This window comes from Undibacterium sp. KW1 (assembly GCF_009937955.1).
Lineage (GTDB): Bacteria > Pseudomonadota > Gammaproteobacteria > Burkholderiales > Burkholderiaceae_D > Undibacterium.
Genome location: NZ_AP018439.1, coordinates 2,229,585 through 2,248,530, shown reverse-complemented (window position 1 = coordinate 2,248,530; position 18,946 = coordinate 2,229,585). Strand labels below are relative to the sequence as shown.

Here is an 18,946-nt window from a genome sequence, read left to right as displayed (position 1 = left end):
TCTTCGCGGCAAAGACTTCTACAAGGCTATTGTGCTACATCAGCACTCAACTCAAAGTCAGGATCTGACTGGCTTTAGTGGCGTTATTCTCGGCATTCTGCAAAAGCTTCATTTGCATTTCAAAGCTGCGCGCCAGATTAATCATGTTGACCATGGATTCGACGACATTCACATTACTGTTTTCCAGCATGCCGCCTGCCACACCTACCAGGGGATCGGCATCAACCGCATTACCGTCCTTGGTTTTGAACAAACCATCATCGCCGCGCACCAGGTTTTCTTCCGGCGGATTGACCAGTTTCAGGCGACCTATGACTTGCACCGCATTTGGCTTGGTGCCAGTCGGTATGGTCGATACCGTACCGTCCTTGGCAATCGCAATCGATACTTCCGGCGGGATGGTGATGGGACCGCCATCACCGACGACATTCAACCCACTTTGGGTTTGCAAAATACCGTTTTCATTGACCTTCAAACTACCATGCCTGGTAAAGGCCTCAGTGCCATCCGCCTTCTCCACCACCAGCCAGCCCTTGCCTTCGACTGCCACATCCAGTTCACGCCCTGTGTTTTGCATGGCGCCGGTAGAAAAGTCCGTGCCGACTGTAGCATCAACGACAAAAGCGCGGGTAGCGAGACCATTGCTTTTGACAGGCACGGCACGGAATGAATCAAGCTGCGCCCGGAAACCCGTGGTCGAGACATTGGCCAGATTATGCGAGACGGTAGCCTGCTGCTCAAGGATATGCTTGGCACCGGTCATCGCGGTATATACCAGTCTATCCATGAGCTGCTCCTGTTTGCCTGAGATTTAAAAGACGCATGTCAATTCAAATAAAAATCACCATTAACGCAGGTTGACCAGTGTCTGCAAAACCTGATCCTGCGTTTTGATGGTTTGCGCATTTGCCTGATAGACGCGCTGTGCAGTAATCATATTCACCAGCTCACCCGTCAGGTCAGTATTTGAATCTTCTGTCGCTGATGAAGTCAGCGTACCCAGACTGCCCGAATTTGGCGGACCAACCAGAGAATTACCAGAAGCCGCTGTTTCTATCCACTGGTTGTCGCCCGTCGATTGCAGACCGTTAGGATTGGTAAAATTCGCCAATACCACTTGCGCCAGAACTGAAGTTTTACCATTGGTATAACTACCGACGATAGTACCGTCCTTGGCTGTATTGAACTTCGCCAGTTTGCCGGATGCATAACCGTCCTGGGTGTTTTTACTGACGCTGAAATCAGAGCCGAATTGCGTAGTACCAGTGAAATCGTATTTGATATTTAAAGTAGTATTGATAGGTGTAACAGCACCGGTACTGACAGGCACGGTCAAGGTGGTTGCACGTGGATCTGTGGCAGAGAATGGTGGGGTAACCGCACTTAGCTTACCCAAATTATCAAAACCAAGCCGGGTGATGGAGTTGGTGGTAGCGCCAGCACCATTAATCAAAACACCATCGACTGTAGCAAAGACATCCCACTCAATTGTTACGGGTGGGGTCGGCGCAGGGGCTGTGTTATCACGTTTGACAAAAAATGACTGGACCACATGCGAATTACCCAGACTGTCAAATACAGCGACCGAAGTCGAGCTATTATAAGTAGTCGGATCAGTCGCACTGAATGCGATAGGGGTAATCACTGGCGGTATGGTCGCTGGCAATTGTGTACCGGGAACCAATTTGCGCGAATCGAGGTTCATGACTGCATTGATGGTCGTCGTCTGCGCTGGCGGAATGTCTGCCGTATTGATATTGATAGGCGCAGCGGCGCCAGTCGATAATACACCTGCAGAATTCGCTACATAACCTGTCAATTGCGCTCCTTGCGCGTTGACAATGTTACCGAGCTTATCAAGCTGGAACTGGCCATTACGTGTATAGGTAATCGCACCATTGGTGGACATGCGGAAAAAGCCGCCACCATTGATGGCGATATCAAGCGGGTTATTTGTCGTTGAGATATTGCCCTGCGTGAATTGCTGCACCACGCCAGACACTTTAGTACCAATACCCACAGTCCCCCCAGAAGAGCCATTAAGTGAATTGGCATAGACGTCGGCAAATTGCGTTTGTCCTTGCTTGAAACCGACGGTGCTGGCATTGGCAATATTATTACCAATCACATCCAGGGATTTGGAAGCGGCATTCAGTCCACTCAGTCCTTGTTGAAAACCCATGATATTTCTCCCTTACTTAGGCTAGTTCGTTCACTTTTTACCGCAGGATTTGATACAGGATTACTCCAAGGATCAATAAATTTGTCTTACATCATTCATACTGACATCACCAATATTGGGTAGGCTGAGCTTCAAGCCCTGGGAGCCCGAGGTGATGCTGGAAACCACGCCAAATGCGAGGCTGGTTACATCCAGTTTTTTATCTGCCGCATTGGCAACAAACTCGAATTTATAGGCACCGTTAGCCGCTGTCGCACCTGCATCGGTCTTGCCATCCCAGGTCAGGGTATTCACGCCTTGCGGCAAGGCACCGAGGGTCATTTTCCTTACCACGACATTGGAGCTGTCGCGTATCACGACATCAACATTGCTGGCTGCCTGTGGCAACTCAAGGCCATAAATCCCCTTGCCATCGGTCACGACCATGGTATTGCCTGGCGCGATCACGCCATGACCTATCATATTGGCCGCCTGCAGGTTTTGGCCATTCTGGAAACTGGCACTCAGCGCAGTCACCGACGCATTGAGTTTATCGATACCCGAGACCGTTGATAATTGCGCAAGCTGGCTGGTCACCTGGGCATTGTCCATGGGGTTCAACGGGTCCTGATTCTTGAGCTGGGTTACCAGCAGAGTCATGAAAGTGTTTTTTGCATCTTCAGTCGAATTGGTTGATGCCTTTGCCCCGTTCATCGTTGTCAGCAAAGCTGGATCGACGGTGCTGCTTTGTACGCCGCTGGTGGTAGCCATGATTTATTCCTTACAAAAATCTTATTGCCCTAAAGTCAAGGTTTTCAGCAGCATGGTTTTTGCTGCATTCATGACTTCTACATTGTTTTGATATGAACGTGATGCTGAAATCATATTCACCATTTCTTCCACCACATTCACATTAGGCATGGCGACATAACCTTTTTCATCTGCCATCGGGTGTTTTGGGTCATACATCAGTTTAGGCGGATTAGTATCTTCTACAACCTCATTTACCTTGACGGCGGTAGAAGCCGTACCCGCTACCGGCACCGCACTGAATACCACCTGCTTGGCCTTGTAAGGCGTACCGTCCGAGCTGGTGACACTGTCGGCATTGGCCAGGTTACTGGTCACCACATTCAGGCGCTGCGACTGCGCGCTCATGGCCGATCCGGCAACATTGAAGACATTAAAGAGTGACATGATGGTTATCCTTGTTTATCCCTGTATCGCTGCCAACATATTCTTGATCTGCATATTGATGATGGTCAGGCTAGCCTCATAACGCAGTGCATTGTCGGTAAACTGATTGCGTTCCACATCCATATCAACCGTATTGCCATCAACACTACCCTGTACCGTGGGCCGGTATTGTGGTGCCATGCCTGCCACGCTACCCGGTGTATCGATATGCTGTGCGGCAGTCTTGGCCAGCGCCGTTGGCGACTGGTTCAGGTTTTGTCCCAGGGCATGACTGAGTGCACTGGAAAAATCGATGTCCTTCGCCTTGTAATTGGGCGTATCAGCATTGGCAATATTGGATGCGAGCAACTGCTGACGCTGACCACGCACTGATAGTGCAGCCTCATGGAATTTCAAAAAGTCATCTAACCTGCCAACCATCTTTCTCTCCTTCGCCATCGCACAGTACGCTTGAGGCACACAAGGGTTTTCTATACCTTGCATCTTATTCGTCAGAGCACAAATTTGATCAGGCAAGCAGAAAGGGAAAAACCCGTTTATTCAGGCATTCAAAAAAACCCGCAAATCCTAAAATGGAGTTCAGCGCAACCCCGGCAGGAAACATGATGAAAGCCGCAAAGATATTCAGCAAACCCAACCGCAAGCAAGTTTTGGCCCTGTCCTTGATGAGCCTGGCATGCCTGAGCCAGGCCGCTCCGATAAGCCAGGTCCAGGATGCTGCACAGTTGCGCCAGATCGCCCTGGACTTTTTGACACTACAGGCATCAGGTCTCAGCAATGACGTACAGGTAACAGTAGGCGAAGTCGATAAACGCCTCAATCTCCAGGCCTGCGACAACCCCAATCCTTATTTATTGCCTGGCAGCAAACCCTGGGGCAAGGTCACTCTGGCAATACGCTGCACTGCCCCTGCCCCCTGGCTGGTGTATTTGCAAGCAAATGTGCAGGTGACGGCAGATTACTACGTGGCAGCCAATGCGCTTACCCATGGACAAGTTATCTCACTCAGCGATTTAAGCAAACAAAGGGGTGATATTGCGAAATTGCCCGCCGGCGTCATCACCGCGCCTGAACAGGCGATAGGCAAAACCATGCAGGTCTCCATGGCTTCTGGTGGTGTCATGCGTCTTGATGCCCTGAAAAGCCCTGCAGTCGTGCAACAAGGGCAATCAGTGCGGGTCATCAGCAACGGCCCAGGTTTCCAGGTGACAACAGATGCCATCGCCCTTAATAATGCGGCAGATGGACAAATTGCCAAGGCCAAGACCAGTTCAGGGCAAACCATCAGTGGCGTTGCGAAGAATGGTGGCATTATAGAAATAGTTTACTGATGGCAAGATATTTGTAGCTGGAATTAAGCACATGCAATATTTTTTTACAGTAAGGTTAAAGTTTAAAATTACACAGCCGATAAACTGGATGTAGATGTTTGTAAGTCCCACACTAGAGGGTATCGCTGTGAAAATTGATGACGCACTAAATAAGACAGCGGGACTGCCAGTCAGCCCGCAACAGGCTCGCACGGAAAAACCCGCAGAAACCGCGGTACCCGTGGCGAATTCGACGAAAGTACAAATTTCGACCCTGTCTTCACAGTTGCAAGCCTTGCAAAGTACGCAGGCGAGCAATGCTGTGTTTGAGACGAAGAAGGTGGAAGCTATCAAGCTGGCCATTTCCGAAGGACGCTTCCAGGTCAATTCGGAAAAAGTCGCTGATGGGCTTCTGGAAACAGTTAAAGATTTGCTCAACGCCAGAAAACGTTAAAAAATGAACGCAACAGGTTCCAGACATAGCGCTATTCAACAATGCCTGCAAGAAGAGGTGAGCATCATGTCTTCGCTCACTGACTTGCTCAAGCAAGAGCAAGCGGCATTGGTAGAAAGCGATATAGTCCAGCTCAATGACTTTACCCAGAGCAAGGGACAGCTTGTGGTCAAAATGACAGAACTGGAAAAAAAGCGTAACAGCTTTTTGAATGAACTTGGATTTAATGCTGATATAGACGGCATGCAGGCTTATTTGCAGCAAGCCGGCGTCGCCCAAACCAGTGCACAGGACTGGGATGCTTTATTGCAACTGACTGTGCAAGCCAAAGAAGACAACCGCACCAATGGTTTGCTGATCAACCGCAGACTATCGCTGAACCAGGCAACCTTGCATCTATTGCAAAAAAACAACAATCAGGCCGGCTCCATGTATGGCCCCAACGGTCAATCAACCGTCAAAACTACGCCAGGCAAGGGCTATATCGCCACCTGACGGTGCTTGTGCGATCCTGCTTGCGCATTGATGAAGCGCTGGTGATTTTCGCTGGCGACTAACTCTGAACACGACTTCGCTAGCATGACCGTACTGCGCCGACTATCCCGCCAGCAACTGGAAAAACTCCTTAATCTTCAGGATTTTCAGGTTTTCAAGGCCCCGGTGCCGCGCCAGACAAAGATGCCGCCGCTGGCCGCGTTGCTGGTGAGGGCAATGATGTTGCCGCCGCCCCAGATGCTGGGCTCAAGGGCACCTCTATCACAGGCTCAGGCAATACTGCCAGTATGGTGACGGATACACGCCTGTTCCTGGCCCGCGCTTCTGGCGTGTCATTGTCACTGACAGGCAGCTTTGCGCCCTGCCCTACTGCAGTCACGCGGTTTTCATCGACACCATTTTCCGTGAGCAAACGGGCGACCGTGCTGGCACGTACGGCCGATAATTCCCAATTGGAGGGAAAAATGGGGTTACTGATAGGCAGATTGTCAGTATGTCCCTCTACCTGTATGGCATGGGTATCAAGCTTGAGGACACCGGCAATCGCCCTCAGTGCCTGTATGGAATCGACATTCAGGCGCGCATCACCAGGAGCAAACAAGAGGCTGGCATTGATTTCTATGGTAATACCGCGGCTGGTCTGGGTAACCCTGACCTTGCCTTCGCGCACCAGAGGCTCCAGCACGGTCATGATATCTTTGGCCATGGTCGTCATTTGCGCTTTTTCTTTGCGCAAACCTTCATTGATACGGTTTTTGACCAGAGGCAAGGGGTCGAGCTTGATTTTTTGTTCAAGTTGCGCATCGACAGGCTTGGGATTCACCGTCATGACTTTGCCAAAGGCACCGGTCAGTGAGTTGGACAAGACCCGGTATTTGCCCTCGTTCAGGGAGGAGATGGCATACATGACAACAAAAAACGCAAACAGCAAGGTAATAAAATCCGCGTAAGAAACCAGCCATCTCTCATGGTTGTCTGGTTCTTCGTGGTATTTTTTTCTTGCCATAAGTGTATTTTTTCAATGTCACTGCATCGCTTAATTGCGGTGATTGGTCAGTCTTTCTTCCACCACGCGCGGGCTGTCGCCCAGAGCAATACTATAAAAAATATCGGACAACATTTCACGGCGCGTCACTTCGCGGCCTATGATTTCCTTGAGTTTATTACTGACGGGCAAAAATAACAGGTTAGCCAGGCCCACACCGTAGATAGTGGCCACAAAGGCAACAGCAATACCACCACCAAGCTTGGATGGGTCACTGAGATTTTCCATGACATGGATAAGCCCCAGCACTGCCCCAAGAATACCTATGGTCGGGGAATACCCGCCCGCAGACTCCCAGATTTTAGCGGCCTGACGCTGCTCCATTTCATACAGTGAAATATCGACATCCAGTATGTCTTTCAAGCGTATCGGGTCTATGCCATCGATCACCAGGCGCAAGCCTTTGCCTATGAAGGGGTCGGTAGAAGCATTCATGTAACGTTCCAGGCTCAGGAAGCCTTCACGCCTTGCCACCACACTCCAGATCAGTGCATCGGCAATATTTTTCTTGCTGCTGTCAGGTGGTTCAGACACTACCCAGCGCAACATGCGCACACCACGCACGAAGGTGTTCATCCTGCTTTGCAAGAGTACCGCACCGAGGGTACCAATGACCACAATCACAAAAGCAGCTGGTTGCACCAGCGAAGACAGGCGCCCGCCCTCGATCAGTTGGCCGCTGACGATGCCAAGTACCACCAGTATCAAACCTACTATGCTAGCCCAGTCCACGCTTTCTCCCTTAAGTATGCCCTGAGCCTGGCAACTGCCTGACTGTGTAATTGAGAAACCCGCGACTCTGATACACCCATCACGGCCCCGATTTCCTTGAGATTCAATTCCTGCTCGTAGTACAGGCCCATCAGCAATTTCTCCCGCTCCGGCAGGCTGTCTATGGCACCGATGACGGCGTCACGGAAGTCGTCATTGAGCAAATCCTGCAAGGGATCACCTGACGCATCGGAACAATAATGATCAAGGAAATGTTCCTTGGTATCCGCATCATGAAAGTCTTCGTAGTACACCAATTGGTGCCCGCCACTGTCTGTCAGCAGGTTCTGGTACTCTTCCAGGCTGAGCTTGAGCGACTTCGCCACCTCGGTTTCCAGCGGTGGCCTGCCCAGCTTTTGCTGTAGCACATTCATGGCATTTTCTATCTTGCGCATGTTCTGGCGCACGCCACGCGGCAGCCAGTCGCTACTACGCAATTCATCCAGCATGGCACCGCGTATGCGTTGTACCGCATAGGTTTCAAACTGGGCGCCATGGGTATCTTCGTAGCGGTTAACGGCATCCAGCAGGCCTATCATACCGGCCTGCACGAGATCATCCACCTCCACACTGGGAGGCAGGCGCGCCTTCAACTGGTAAGCCAGACGCTTGACCAGAGGCGCATGCTCCCTCAAAAGGAAGTTTTTATCTGATTTTCCGCTCGCGGTGTACATTTTTCTGATTACATTCCGAGACCGACACCCAGCTCAGGGACTCCCTCTGCACATAGGGTGGAACGCGCGGTCTTCGCCAATTGTTCAGCCAGCCGGGAGAATGCCAGCGAAGCAAGGGCTTTAGGAAAAGCGTCAATCACAGAGCGTCCCAAATGTGCAGCCTTTCTTACGTGTTCATCTTCCGGCACATGGCCGACGTAGTGCAGCGGCACTGCCAGGTAACGGCTGGCCGCCTGCGCCATATTCGTATAAATCAATCTCGCCTCTTTATCCGATGCACCGGACACTAAAATACCATAACCACGTCGCCCCAGCCGGTTGCTCACACGCTTGATCAATCCATAAGCGGCCTTGATCATGTCGGGATCAGCAGAAACCTGTATCACCAGTTCGCTGTCATCCAGCGTCGCCAGCGGAAAACTGTCATCCAGATTGATCTCACTATCGACGATGACCAGATCCGCACGGTTGGCAGCCACATCAAATACTTTGGACAAATGCCGGGTATTTTCGGGCGGCAGCCACGCGTGACGGGCCAGCATCGTTACCGACAGGCCTGCAGCCACCAATTTGACTGCTTCCTTCATTGTACGCTGTTGTCTCGCTACATCCAATAAGGTCTGATCAAGGTTGGCATTCAACCAGGCTCCCACACTGTTTTCGGAAGAGCGCGCATCCACCATCAACACCTGGTTACCCTGGCGCGCCAGTGACACCCCGAGATTGACCAACATGCCACTCTTTTCATCTTCTCTCAAGGCTGACAAAAAGGTAAATACCCGTGGTTTTGGCCCAGCCAGCATGCGGCGCAGGCCTTCTGCCTGATCGAAACTAGCCAAGGGACACCTCCTGACCAGCACGTCCTGATGCTTGCGCGGAAACCGCGCCAGCCATCAGCAAGGGTAATTCTTCATCCAGATAGCGGAAAGCCGCCGTTTCACGCTTGAGCTTGAAGGCGCGATCTATCAGGTAGAGCTTGTTGGCGATATGCAGGTCCTCAGGTACACGCTGTCCACTGGCGACGTAATACACCATGAGTTTCTGGCGTATCGCGATATCCAGTGCACCACCTATGGTGGCCGCCTCATCAAGCTTGGTCAGGATACAGCCAGCCAGGCCATTGCCCTGATAGGCACGCACGACTTCACTCAAGGTTTCGCCAGTTGAAGTCGCATTCAGACATAACAAGCGCTTTACCGGAGTGTCTGTTCCAGACAACATTGCCACCTGCTCAGTCACCATTTTGTCACGCTGGCTGACACCGACAGTATCAATCAGGACCGTGTGCTTGTTCTTGAGCTCCGACAAGGCGATGCGTAAATCTGCCTCATCCTTGACCGCATGCACCATGACACCCAATATCTTGCCGTAGATACGCAATTGTTCAAAACCGCCGATACGATAACCGTCCGTCGTGATCAGGGCCAGTTTGGATGGGCCATGACGCATGACACAACGAGCCGCCAGCTTGGCCGTTGTGGTCGTCTTGCCGACGCCTGTGGGGCCTACCAGGGCATACACCCCGCCCTTTTCCAGCATCTCATTTTCATTGTCAATGGTAGACAGGTTGCGGGTCAGGACGTTTTTGATCCAGTCCAGGCCATTTTCAAGCTTGCCTGCTTCAGGCAGCTTTTCCACCAGATAGCGAGACAGACTGGCACTGAAACCTGTCGCCAGTAATTCACGCAGGATTTCTGCTTTTTGTGGCTGGCGTTTTTGCGTTTGTGTCCAGGAGATTTCTGCCAGTTGCGATTCCAGCATGCTGCGCATGGAACGTATTTCTGACATGACATCGTTAAGCTCATTGCCACTCACCGGGGCTTCGATTTCACTGGCAAAACCAGATGCACCGGTCGCCGCCTTGAAAGTCGGCACACTTGCAGGTGCCTCCACGGCTCGCTCAAACGCACGCGGTCTGATAAGCGGTTGATCAGACTGGAATTGAGGACTAAGGCGAGGAGCAAAGCGCGGCACTTCAGGCACCGGTGCCTCATCGTTGGAAGCAGGTGCAATGGCACTGATGGCTTCATCTGCCATGGCCAGAATCTCCACCTTGCCGCCCACATTACGGTTGGACAGGATCACGGCATCTGCCCCCAAAGCATCGCGCAACATGCGCAAAGCTTCGCGAGAAGTGTTCGCGGTAAATTTTCTGACGTTCATGATTGACCTCCGACCAGACTAGTGACTCTAATGGTTTTTGTTTCAGGTACTTCTGCGTGTGACAAGACTTTGAGTTGTGGCAAATTGCGGCGCAGGAAGCGCGACAGCAAGGCACGCAATGGTGCAGGCACCAGCAGCACCGGCGTCAGGCCCATCTGCTCCTGATGCTGGGCCGCAGCCTCGGTCTGGCTTGCCAGGGTATCGGCCAGACCTGGCTCTATGCCTGAGCCATCAGCACCACTTGTTTGTAGGGCTTGCATCAATAGGCGTTCGAGGCGGCTATCCAGGGTCATGACCGTCATCTCATTCCCGGTCGGGAAGATTTGCTGGACGATGGCACGACCCAAAGCGATCCTGACTTGCGCCGTCAACTCATTCGCATCCTGGGTATGCATGGCTTGCTCAGACAGGGTCTCAATAATGGTACGCATATCACGGATATGCACACCCTCGACCAGCAGGTTTTGTAATACTTTTTGCAGGATGAACAGAGGCAGGGCTTTTGGCACCAGCTCTTCCACCATTTTGGGCATGTCTTTTGCCAGGTGATCCATGAGCAACTGCACTTCCTGACGACCCAGCAACTCAGCCGCATGGCTGGTGATCAGGTGATTCAGATGAGTGGCAATAACGGTGCCAGAATCGACCACGGTATACCCCATCGCTTGCGCCTGTTCACGCAGTGCGGCGTCTATCCAGATCGCTGGCAAGCCAAAAGCCGGATCATTGGTGACGGCACCTGGTAAATTACCGGTCACCATGCCAGGATTGATCGCCAGATACTGTCCGCTCAATGCCTCACCGGCACCGACTTCCACCCCCTTGAGGGTGATCCTGTATGCAGAAGGCTTGAGTTCCAGATTATCGCGTATATGGACGGGGGGTGACAAAAATCCCACTTCCTGGGCAAATTTCTTGCGTATGCCTTTGATACGGCGCAGGAGTTCACCACTTTGGTTTTTATCTACCAGGGGGATCAGGCGATAACCGACTTCCAGGCCCAGGGTATCGACTGGCAAGATATCTTGCCAGGTTGCTTCTTCCATTTCCTGACCTGCCGTGGCGGGAGCCTCGGTTTTTTCTTCAATAACCGGGGGCAACTGGGCGCGCTTGTTGAGCATGTAGCCACCGCCAACCAATATGCCTGCCAGCAAAACGAAGGCGATGTGCGGCATGCCGGGTATGATACCCATGCCACCGATAATGCCACCGGTGATGATCATGACCTGGGGTTTGGCAAACAACTGCCCTATTAACTGACCACTGATATCCTGATCACTGGCCACGCGCGAGACCACGACACCTGCCGCAGTTGAGATAATCAGCGAAGGAATTTGTGCGACCAGGCCATCACCAATGGCCAGCAAGGTATAGTTTTTCAGAGCAGTGGCAAAATCCAGGTCATGCTGGACCATACCCACCACCAGGCCACCAACGATATTGATGACGGTGACCATGATGCCCGCTACCGCGTCACCACGCACATATTTACTGGCACCGTCCATGGCACCATAAAATTCTGCTTCTTGCGCCACTTCGGTACGGCGGCGGCGGGCTTCCTGCTCAGCGATCAGACCGGCATTCAAGTCAGCATCAATCGCCATTTGTTTACCTGGCATCGCATCCAGGGCAAAACGTGCACCCACCTCTGCAATACGGCCAGCACCCTTGGTAACGACAGTAAAGTTGATGATGGTCAGGATAATGAAGACCACGATACCGACCGTGTAATTACCTCCGATCAAAAAGTGGCCAAAGGCTTCAATCACTTTACCGGCAGCATCCGGGCCTGTGTGACCTTCTGTCAGCACGACGCGGGTAGAAGCAACATTCAGGGACAGACGCAACATCGTACTGACCAGCAGCACGGTCGGGAACACCATGAAATCCAGCGGCTTGACCGTGTATAAACTGGTCAGCAAAACGATGATGGCGATCGCGATATTGAAGCTGAAGAACACGTCCAGAATAAAGGCTGGCAAAGGCAGAATCATCATCGCCAGCATCAGGATGATGAGGAAAGGCGCAGCCAGCGCCCTGGTATTCATGCCATTCATCCAGGCAGGCAAGGTAAAGCTATTCATGCTTGAGCTCCTGCTTGATTAGCTGTTTGATTATTAGGGTCAAGCTCAGCTGGTACATATAAATCACTTGGTTCTACAGGTTTGTTACCACCGGCCTTGGTATAACTGCGCAATTGATAAACATAGGCCAGTACTTCTGCCACGGCGGCATACAGGGCTTCTGGTATTTCGTCGCCGAGATCAGTGTGTTTGTACAAGGCACGCGCCAGTGGTGGTGCTTCCAGCAGGGGCACATTGTGTTCCTTGGCCAACTCACGGATTTTGGCAGCGACTGCATCTGCACCCTTGGCAATGACTTTAGGCGCGCCATTACCACCTTCGGTATATTTGAGAGCGACAGCAAAGTGAGTCGGGTTGGTAACGACAACGTCAGCCGTTGGAATCTCAGACATCATGCGGCGGCGTGCCATCTCACGCTGTTGGGCGCGAATCTTCGCCTTGATTTGTGGATTACCGTTGGCTTCTTTGGATTCCTGCACCACTTCCTGATGCGTCATCTTCAGTTTTTCTGCGTATTGCCACATCTGGTAAGGTGCATCAATCGCAGCAATCACCGCCAGCGAACCGACGATGGCCAGAAAACACACGCCCATCATGTGACCAACGTGAGCTGGGCCAGATTTCAGAGATTCCAGTGGCAAGGCAAAGATGGCATTCTTTTGCCCCATGATGACTATCCAGGCAACTGTACCCACCAAAATGGTTTTGATAATGGCCTTGATCAGTTCCACACCCGCATGGGTAGAAATCATATTACCCAGGCCAGAGATCGGGTTCATGCGCGAAAAATTCGGGGTCAGGGCTTTGGCACTGAACAACCAGCCACCAATCAGCAAAGGCGAGCCTAGCGCAACCACCAGTAAAAGCCCGGCGACTGGCGCAAAAGCCAACAGCACATCCCACAAACTGGCAGCAATCTTGGAAAACAGCAGTTCATGGTCATAGATAATCGCCCGCTCCAGCGACAGGCCGGCGACCAGAGCCTGGTTCAAGTGACGTACCAGCCCGTCACCCATGCCCCACAGGGCACCTCCTGCTGCCAGCAGGATAGTGCAGGTAGATAGTTCGCGCGAACGCGGAACATCGCCCTCTTCCCGCGCTTGTTCAAGGCGCTTGGGCGAGGCCGGTTCGGTTCTTTCGAGATCGCTATCTTCGGCCATTGCCGACTCCTGTTATTTCCTCAAAGCAAGTACTGCTTTGATTACGCAAATGTACAGGTGTAATTATTGGCTATGACAGAAGCACAAGATGCGGGGAATAAAGGAGGAAATACCCCTTAGCTCTGGGGAAAGACTGGCCCTTTGTGATCAAAGGGTCAGAAATGGCTGAAATCAGTGATTGAAAGATAATTAATCAGGCGGGAACAGCGACAACGGGCCTGGCCACCATACGGTGTATGAAATACATCATGACGGCAGTCAGCAGCACGGTGCAAACCAGAATGTCGCCCAGTAAATCAAAATGCAATATCGCACCACCATCAGGCTGGCTGACGATCATGCCTGCAACCACAGAACCGACACCACCGGCAATTTGCTGCAATGATGAATTGATCGCCATGAATGCACCGCGGCTGTCAGCCGCTGGCACTGCCGACATCATTGCCTGGGCAGGGATCATGCGGGAAAAAATACCGACGAACAGCAATACGTTGACCAGGATAACCATAGGCAAAGGTGTGACACCAAGACGGGTATAAATCAGCGCCATGATGATGGTCATTACCGCACCGAATAAAAATATGCGGTATTTACCAAATTTGTCACTGAGCTTGCCTACCAGAGGGCCAGTAATAATCGCACCGAATCCGGTGACCAGATAAACGATCGGCAATTCTTTCATCGAAATACCCAGGTTATTCACTGAAAAAGCGCTGCTGAATGGCATCAGCATATAGCCACCTATGCTCAGGAAACCAGTTGCAGCAAATGCCAGCAAATACCTTGGTGTTGCTATCGTGTCCCGCAAATGGTGGAAGGGATTACGGTCAGACTGCAATTTCAGATGTCCGTCTATCGGTTTCAAGTTGGCGATGATGATTACGCCGACCAATGCTGCCATAACCACGATCATCAGGAAAGGCGCATGCCAGCCCCAGTGCGCAGACAGATAAAGACCGATAGGCAAACCCAGAATCTGGCTTCCTGCAAACGCCGACTGCAACACGCCCATGACCCTGCCACGCATGGAAAATGGGAACAAGTCTGTCGTAATTGCCATCACGATGGAGCCAATGACACCGCCAAACAAGCCCGTTATGATGCGGGCAAATAAGAGGAAATAGAAATTAGGAGCGATACCGCAAAGGAAGGTACCAAGGATAAAACCAACGTAAAAAAACAGCAGCAGTTTTTTGCGGTCAAAACGGTCAGCAAAACCCGCTGCCGCAAACCCGGCAATACCCGCGCTAAAGGCATAGGCCGACACCACCACACCAAATTGTGAAGGCGTGATATTCAATGCCGGCATCAAAATCGCCCCAAGGGGCGACATGATCATGAAATCGAGAATAATGGTGAACTGCAAGAACGCCAATATAGCGAGTACAAATTTTTGGTAGCCAGTGAACTTCGCTGGCGGTTCGGTAGAGATAGCTTGATTCATATTTTCTTTCTTTGGGATGAAACTTAGGCGCCTGGTTATGGCCTGAGTTCATATTTTTATGTAGTCTAGGCAGCTTTCCTGAAGCTATCGTTTTGTAAAAGCACGTCCTGGTTCCCGGTAAAGAATTCCCGGAAAAACGGCACGGCTTCATAGGAATGAAAGACTCTGGTAAATTGCATGGTCTCTGCTGCGGTCGCAGCATTCCGTGTGCGCATTTCTATTTCATAGGCGGCAATGGCGGCTTGCATGTCTGGCATATCAGGGTTCAGCAACTGCGTAGCCAGCACCAGGGCATCCTGCATCGCCATATTCACACCCTCGCCCGCATACGGCGGCATGACGTGAGCAGCGTCACCAAGCATGGTAAGGTTAGGCAAAGATGGCCAGCTTTGATCAAGCGGCGCACAAAATTGCGGGCGCGGCATGAAAGGCAGGCTGGCATGCCGGAACAACTCTGCCCATATATTGCTCCAGCCTTTGAATTCCTGCTGAAACCACGCCAATACCTGCGCCCGGTCAGAAAAATCGATACCGCATTGCGTACTCCATTGTTGATCAGCTTTATGCCCGGTGTAAAAAGCGACGCTGCCGTCGCCTTTCAATACAATGAATAAAGTCTTTTCATCATCAAGCACACAGACTTTTCCACCATCGAGCAATTCATACAATTCAGGAATCGTGTTTGCTACGTCTGCGACATTCCCTTCCAGTACAGTCACACCAGAATACTCTGGTGCAAGCGGTGTGATATAGGGACGTATTTTCGAGTTCGCCCCATCGGCTGCGATGAGTAAATCAGCAGTGAATTGATCGCCGTTTTCAAACGAAATCTTCACTGATTCATCTGTCCTCTGCAAAGACGAGAAGCGGGCGTCCCACACTACTGTGTCTTCAGCCAGCGAAGCCAGCAACAGATTTCTCAAGGGGCCGCGGTCTATCTCAGGCCTGTCATTACTCTCAGCACCAAGCTCATCGATAATGACTGCTGCCTGTGCATCCACAAACAGCATTTTTTCGGCACCCGGACGATACGCATGCTCAAATGCTTCCATCAAACCTGCACCACGCAAGGCTGCCAAGCCTGAATCCTCATTCAGATTCAAAGTTGCACCCTGCATTCTGGCAAACTGGTTGATATCCCTTTCAAACACCTTCACTTTTGCACCATGCATCTGCAGCAGTCTGGCCAGAGTCAGCCCGCCTGGTCCGGCACCTATGATGGCGATTTGCTTGTCTTGTACAGGAGTTTGTTGATGGATTTGAGTCATTGCGGTCATCCTGGTTTTTTTATCCACACATTGCGCACGACCTCAGGCCACATACATGTATTGTGGCTTGAACTTGCGGCTTAATGGATAGACGTTTTGAAATTGCAAATATTGCAGGGAGCTCAGGATTTTTTACCCACAAAACCATTTCCCGGAATTTTGCCTTGATCTGCATCATAAGTTAACCAAATTAAAAAGTAAAGTGACTTAATTATTTTATTGAGATAATTAATTCTGTTAAAATGAAGGCAGTGAACAATGTCGTATTTAGTCGAAATAAAAAAAGGAATTGAGCTGAGATGGAACTGAAATGGGACTGAGGGAATTAAAAAAAGCGAAAACCAGGAAAATGATTTCTGACCTGGCCACTGGCTTGTTCATAGAAAGAGGTTACGATCAGGTAACAACGGCAGAAATTGCCCGCCTTGCTGAAGTGTCAGTACCTACCCTGTTCAAATATTTTCCGACCAAAGAAACTCTGGTATTCGACGAAGAAGATGAGCGCGAAGCACGCCTGATTGCTGCCGTTACAGACAGAAAAGCAGGTGTTTCCATACTTGACTCCTTGCTTGAGTATTTCTCAAGCTATATGGCTTTTGATGAAAAGAAAAAGAAAGAAGTCAACGCCTTCAGGAATTTGATCTATTCCACGCCAGATCTATATGCTTACGCAAAGCAGGTCTGGATGCGTTATGAAAAGTCACTCGCTGCGGCGCTACAGCAAGAAACCAAAAACAAGCTCGAAAAAGCTGAGGCTGAAGCCCTCGCCCATTTTATTCTCGATGCATTTCATCGATCAAAAGATGCAGAAAACCCAAAAGCTTCGCTGCACACCTTGTTCAATATGATGGAGAATGGCTGGAAAGAGTAGCCTGTTTGTATAGCTGCGGCCTTAACACTATTTAGACAGATGCCTGTGCCGCCATGCTGTTTTCTATGAATGCGCTTGCTGTCACTGCCGCATAGCCCTGCGGCATGATATCCCCGGCAGCACTGGCGAGTTGAAATGCCCCCTCCATGAACGCCAGCAAACCAGCGGCCAGCTCAGCAACGCGATCTATGCGCCTCTTTTGCTGATGCAGACATGCTGTCAACAAAGCCTGTATCAATTCCAGTTCGGCAGCAATGGCCTCTTGAAACACTGCCCGCACCTCAGGCTGCCTCACTGCCTCGGCACCTATCACCACCCAGGCAGAAACCGCCTCCGGTAAGGCACCCTCGCCTTTGGCCAGACGGGCATTGATATAGGCCAGCAGTTTGTCTTGTGGCGTACTGGCCGCTGCAGCCATCACTTCATAGCGGGTACGCGACAGATCAGCCAGCAACTTGACCAGATAAAGCAGAATCTCGCCCTTGCTCTTGAAATGATAATGAATCAAACCCGGAGCCAGGCCAGCCTGCCTGGCAATGGCAAGGATAGTGGCCTTTTCATAACCGTGCTCTGCCATGACAGACAGCAGGGCAAAAACAATCTCCTTGCGGCGCTGCTCGGTATTGGATTTTCTGGACATAATGAAGGCCTGCTCGTTATTTTGGTTATCAAACCAAATTCTATCCGGTTTTAACTTGGCACAAGAATAAGAATGCAAACAAAGTTTTCCTATCCCAAGAACGCACAAAATTCGGGCAATTGCGGACTACAATCAGCGCGGATTAAAACTGCAATTTTGAGACCACACCCTGATACTCATCGCCATTGCGCAAGCTGATGCCATGATGTCTTCACAAAAAATCAAGCTGCATATTCAGTTGCGATGAAATTGCAATGAATTTGTAATGCTGCCTCATTGCACCACATTTTAGAAATACCATTTGACAGTCAAGCTGTCGTCGAGAATACCTATGCTGCACCGCTTCAAACAGTTTGCCTGTCTTGTATCACTCTCTTTATTCGCACTCACGCCTGCGTTTGCCAGCACGGTAAAACCTGGGCAGGACAAGCCCCTCATCAAACTCTTCCTGCAAGAGAGCCTGGACATCCATGGAAGGCAATTGCCACTGGACCGCGGCCTGGAAGCCATACTCATCTATTTTGAACGTGAATCAGGCATCCGTTTTGACAAGCTGTTATTACCCTGGAACCGTGCGCAACTGATGGCGCAAAATGGCGAAGGCATTATCTTTGGTATTTCCAAATCACCAGAACGCCTGAAGCTGTATCACTTTTCCACCCCGGTTGTCAGTGAAAAAATCTGGGCGATTACCTATGGCGACCCTCGCCCCAACTTCCAGTCCATGGAAGACCTGCGTGGCAAAACCGTCAGCATTGGCCGCGGCTTCAGCCACGGCATGGATTTTGAGAAAGCAAAGAATGTCGTCTTCCAGGTGCAGGAAGACTCCGCCTCATCAGCCGCTCGCTTTAAAAAACTCATGAACCGCCGCAGCGACATCATGCTCTGGCCTGTGCGCCAATTGCAGCGGTCCAGCCAGGTAGAAGCCTACCTGCGCGACCAGCTAATCCCCAGCTTCAATGACCCAGAGCTGACAGGCAAGACCTTCTATGTCTCAGCCAAACCCGTGTTTTACGACACCACCCATTTCGCCGCAGCCAATGGCAGATATGAAGCAGAAATGGAAAAATTGAATGTCGTCATACGCAAGGGAACGGCGAATGGGAAACTGTCTAAATTGCTGGCGAAGTTTTACTAGGAATGGCGTAGTAAACGCAGTGTCATCATGAATGAAAAACGCCGCACCATTCAACAACTGGTGCGGCGTTT

General features: G+C 51.0%; 20 protein-coding genes. 5 read left to right on the top strand and 15 right to left on the bottom strand.

Translation table 11 applies throughout. The features are described from left to right. Nucleotides 1–46: 46 nt before the first annotated feature. The 5 genes from flgF to flgB form a co-directional block, all read right to left on the bottom strand. Nucleotides 47–787, bottom strand: a complete 741-nt coding sequence (gene flgF, locus UNDKW_RS10060; RefSeq protein WP_162058575.1) for a flagellar basal-body rod protein FlgF — start codon at nt 785–787, stop codon at nt 47–49. A 60-nt stretch (nt 788–847) separates the two neighbouring features. After that, entirely contained in the window at nt 848–2,182 is a 1,335-nt protein-coding gene (gene flgE, locus UNDKW_RS10055) for a flagellar hook protein FlgE (protein ID WP_162058574.1), read from the bottom strand. 72 nt (nt 2,183–2,254) lie between these two features. After that, nucleotides 2,255–2,932, bottom strand: a complete 678-nt coding sequence (locus tag UNDKW_RS10050) for a flagellar hook assembly protein FlgD (protein ID WP_162058573.1) — start codon at nt 2,930–2,932, stop codon at nt 2,255–2,257. 21 nt (nt 2,933–2,953) lie between these two features. Further along, nucleotides 2,954–3,358 carry a flagellar basal body rod protein FlgC gene (gene flgC / locus UNDKW_RS10045; protein WP_162040922.1) on the bottom strand — a complete coding sequence of 135 codons (405 nt, stop codon included), beginning with the start codon at nt 3,356–3,358 and terminating at the stop codon, nt 2,954–2,956. Between the two features lie 15 nt (nt 3,359–3,373). After that, nucleotides 3,374–3,778: a flagellar basal body rod protein FlgB gene (flgB, locus tag UNDKW_RS10040; RefSeq protein ID WP_162040921.1), complete on the bottom strand. Its 405-nt coding sequence runs from the start codon at nt 3,776–3,778 to the stop codon at nt 3,374–3,376. Nucleotides 3,779–3,963: 185 nt separating this feature from the next. Between flgB and flgA the strand changes: the two genes are divergently transcribed. From flgA to UNDKW_RS10025, 3 genes are all read left to right on the top strand, one after another. Further along, the gene (gene flgA / locus UNDKW_RS10035; protein WP_162058572.1) at nt 3,964–4,689 is read left to right on the top strand and encodes a flagellar basal body P-ring formation chaperone FlgA; all 726 of its coding nucleotides are present in this window, start codon (nt 3,964–3,966) and stop codon (nt 4,687–4,689) included. A 127-nt stretch (nt 4,690–4,816) separates the two neighbouring features. Further along, the gene (gene flgM, locus UNDKW_RS10030) at nt 4,817–5,122 is read left to right on the top strand and encodes a flagellar biosynthesis anti-sigma factor FlgM (protein WP_174247582.1); all 306 of its coding nucleotides are present in this window, start codon (nt 4,817–4,819) and stop codon (nt 5,120–5,122) included. 3 nt (nt 5,123–5,125) lie between these two features. After that, nucleotides 5,126–5,617, top strand: coding sequence for a flagella synthesis protein FlgN (locus UNDKW_RS10025; RefSeq protein WP_255431537.1), 492 nt, complete (start codon nt 5,126–5,128; stop codon nt 5,615–5,617). Nucleotides 5,618–5,771: 154 nt separating this feature from the next. Here the strand turns inward: UNDKW_RS10025 and motD are convergent, their stop codons facing one another. The 9 genes from motD to UNDKW_RS09980 form a co-directional block, all read right to left on the bottom strand. Continuing rightward, the gene (gene motD / locus UNDKW_RS10020) at nt 5,772–6,623 is read right to left on the bottom strand and encodes a flagellar motor protein MotD (RefSeq protein ID WP_162058569.1); all 852 of its coding nucleotides are present in this window, start codon (nt 6,621–6,623) and stop codon (nt 5,772–5,774) included. Between the two features lie 30 nt (nt 6,624–6,653). Continuing rightward, nucleotides 6,654–7,394, bottom strand: coding sequence for a flagellar motor protein (locus UNDKW_RS10015; protein WP_162058568.1), 741 nt, complete (start codon nt 7,392–7,394; stop codon nt 6,654–6,656). Then, nucleotides 7,376–8,107 carry an RNA polymerase sigma factor FliA gene (locus UNDKW_RS10010; protein ID WP_162058567.1) on the bottom strand — a complete coding sequence of 244 codons (732 nt, stop codon included), beginning with the start codon at nt 8,105–8,107 and terminating at the stop codon, nt 7,376–7,378. Before UNDKW_RS10010 ends, UNDKW_RS10015 begins: the two co-directional genes overlap by 19 nt. A gap of 8 nt (nt 8,108–8,115) precedes the next feature. Further along, nucleotides 8,116–8,946: a MinD/ParA family protein gene (locus tag UNDKW_RS10005; protein ID WP_162058566.1), complete on the bottom strand. Its 831-nt coding sequence runs from the start codon at nt 8,944–8,946 to the stop codon at nt 8,116–8,118. Beyond that, a complete protein-coding gene (gene flhF / locus UNDKW_RS10000) occupies nt 8,939–10,270 on the bottom strand; it encodes a flagellar biosynthesis protein FlhF (RefSeq protein ID WP_162058565.1) in 1,332 nt (443 codons plus the stop codon). The genes UNDKW_RS10005 and flhF overlap by 8 nt, the downstream gene beginning before the upstream one ends. Beyond that, nucleotides 10,267–12,354: a flagellar biosynthesis protein FlhA gene (gene flhA / locus UNDKW_RS09995; protein WP_162058564.1), complete on the bottom strand. Its 2,088-nt coding sequence runs from the start codon at nt 12,352–12,354 to the stop codon at nt 10,267–10,269. The genes flhF and flhA overlap by 4 nt, the downstream gene beginning before the upstream one ends. Continuing rightward, nucleotides 12,351–13,514: a flagellar biosynthesis protein FlhB gene (gene flhB / locus UNDKW_RS09990; RefSeq protein WP_162058563.1), complete on the bottom strand. Its 1,164-nt coding sequence runs from the start codon at nt 13,512–13,514 to the stop codon at nt 12,351–12,353. Before flhB ends, flhA begins: the two co-directional genes overlap by 4 nt. A 193-nt stretch (nt 13,515–13,707) precedes the next feature. Continuing rightward, nucleotides 13,708–14,958 (bottom strand): MFS transporter, encoded by a 1,251-nt coding sequence (locus UNDKW_RS09985; protein ID WP_162058562.1) that lies wholly within the window; start codon nt 14,956–14,958, stop codon nt 13,708–13,710. A gap of 65 nt (nt 14,959–15,023) precedes the next feature. Further along, nucleotides 15,024–16,226 carry an NAD(P)/FAD-dependent oxidoreductase gene (locus tag UNDKW_RS09980; protein WP_162058561.1) on the bottom strand — a complete coding sequence of 401 codons (1,203 nt, stop codon included), beginning with the start codon at nt 16,224–16,226 and terminating at the stop codon, nt 15,024–15,026. A 310-nt stretch (nt 16,227–16,536) separates the two neighbouring features. On the opposite strand from UNDKW_RS09980, the gene UNDKW_RS09975 reads away from it, so the two are divergent. Beyond that, nucleotides 16,537–17,097 carry a TetR/AcrR family transcriptional regulator gene (locus tag UNDKW_RS09975; protein ID WP_162058560.1) on the top strand — a complete coding sequence of 187 codons (561 nt, stop codon included), beginning with the start codon at nt 16,537–16,539 and terminating at the stop codon, nt 17,095–17,097. A gap of 31 nt (nt 17,098–17,128) precedes the next feature. Here UNDKW_RS09975 and UNDKW_RS09970 read toward each other — a convergent pair whose 3' ends face one another. After that, on the bottom strand, nt 17,129–17,737 hold the full coding sequence (locus UNDKW_RS09970; RefSeq protein WP_232063326.1) for a TetR/AcrR family transcriptional regulator: 609 nt from the start codon (nt 17,735–17,737) through the stop codon (nt 17,129–17,131). A 331-nt stretch (nt 17,738–18,068) separates the two neighbouring features. On the opposite strand from UNDKW_RS09970, the gene UNDKW_RS09965 reads away from it, so the two are divergent. Then, nucleotides 18,069–18,875, top strand: a complete 807-nt coding sequence (locus UNDKW_RS09965) for an ABC transporter substrate-binding protein (protein ID WP_162058559.1) — start codon at nt 18,069–18,071, stop codon at nt 18,873–18,875. The last annotated feature ends 71 nt before the right edge of the window (nt 18,876–18,946 follow it).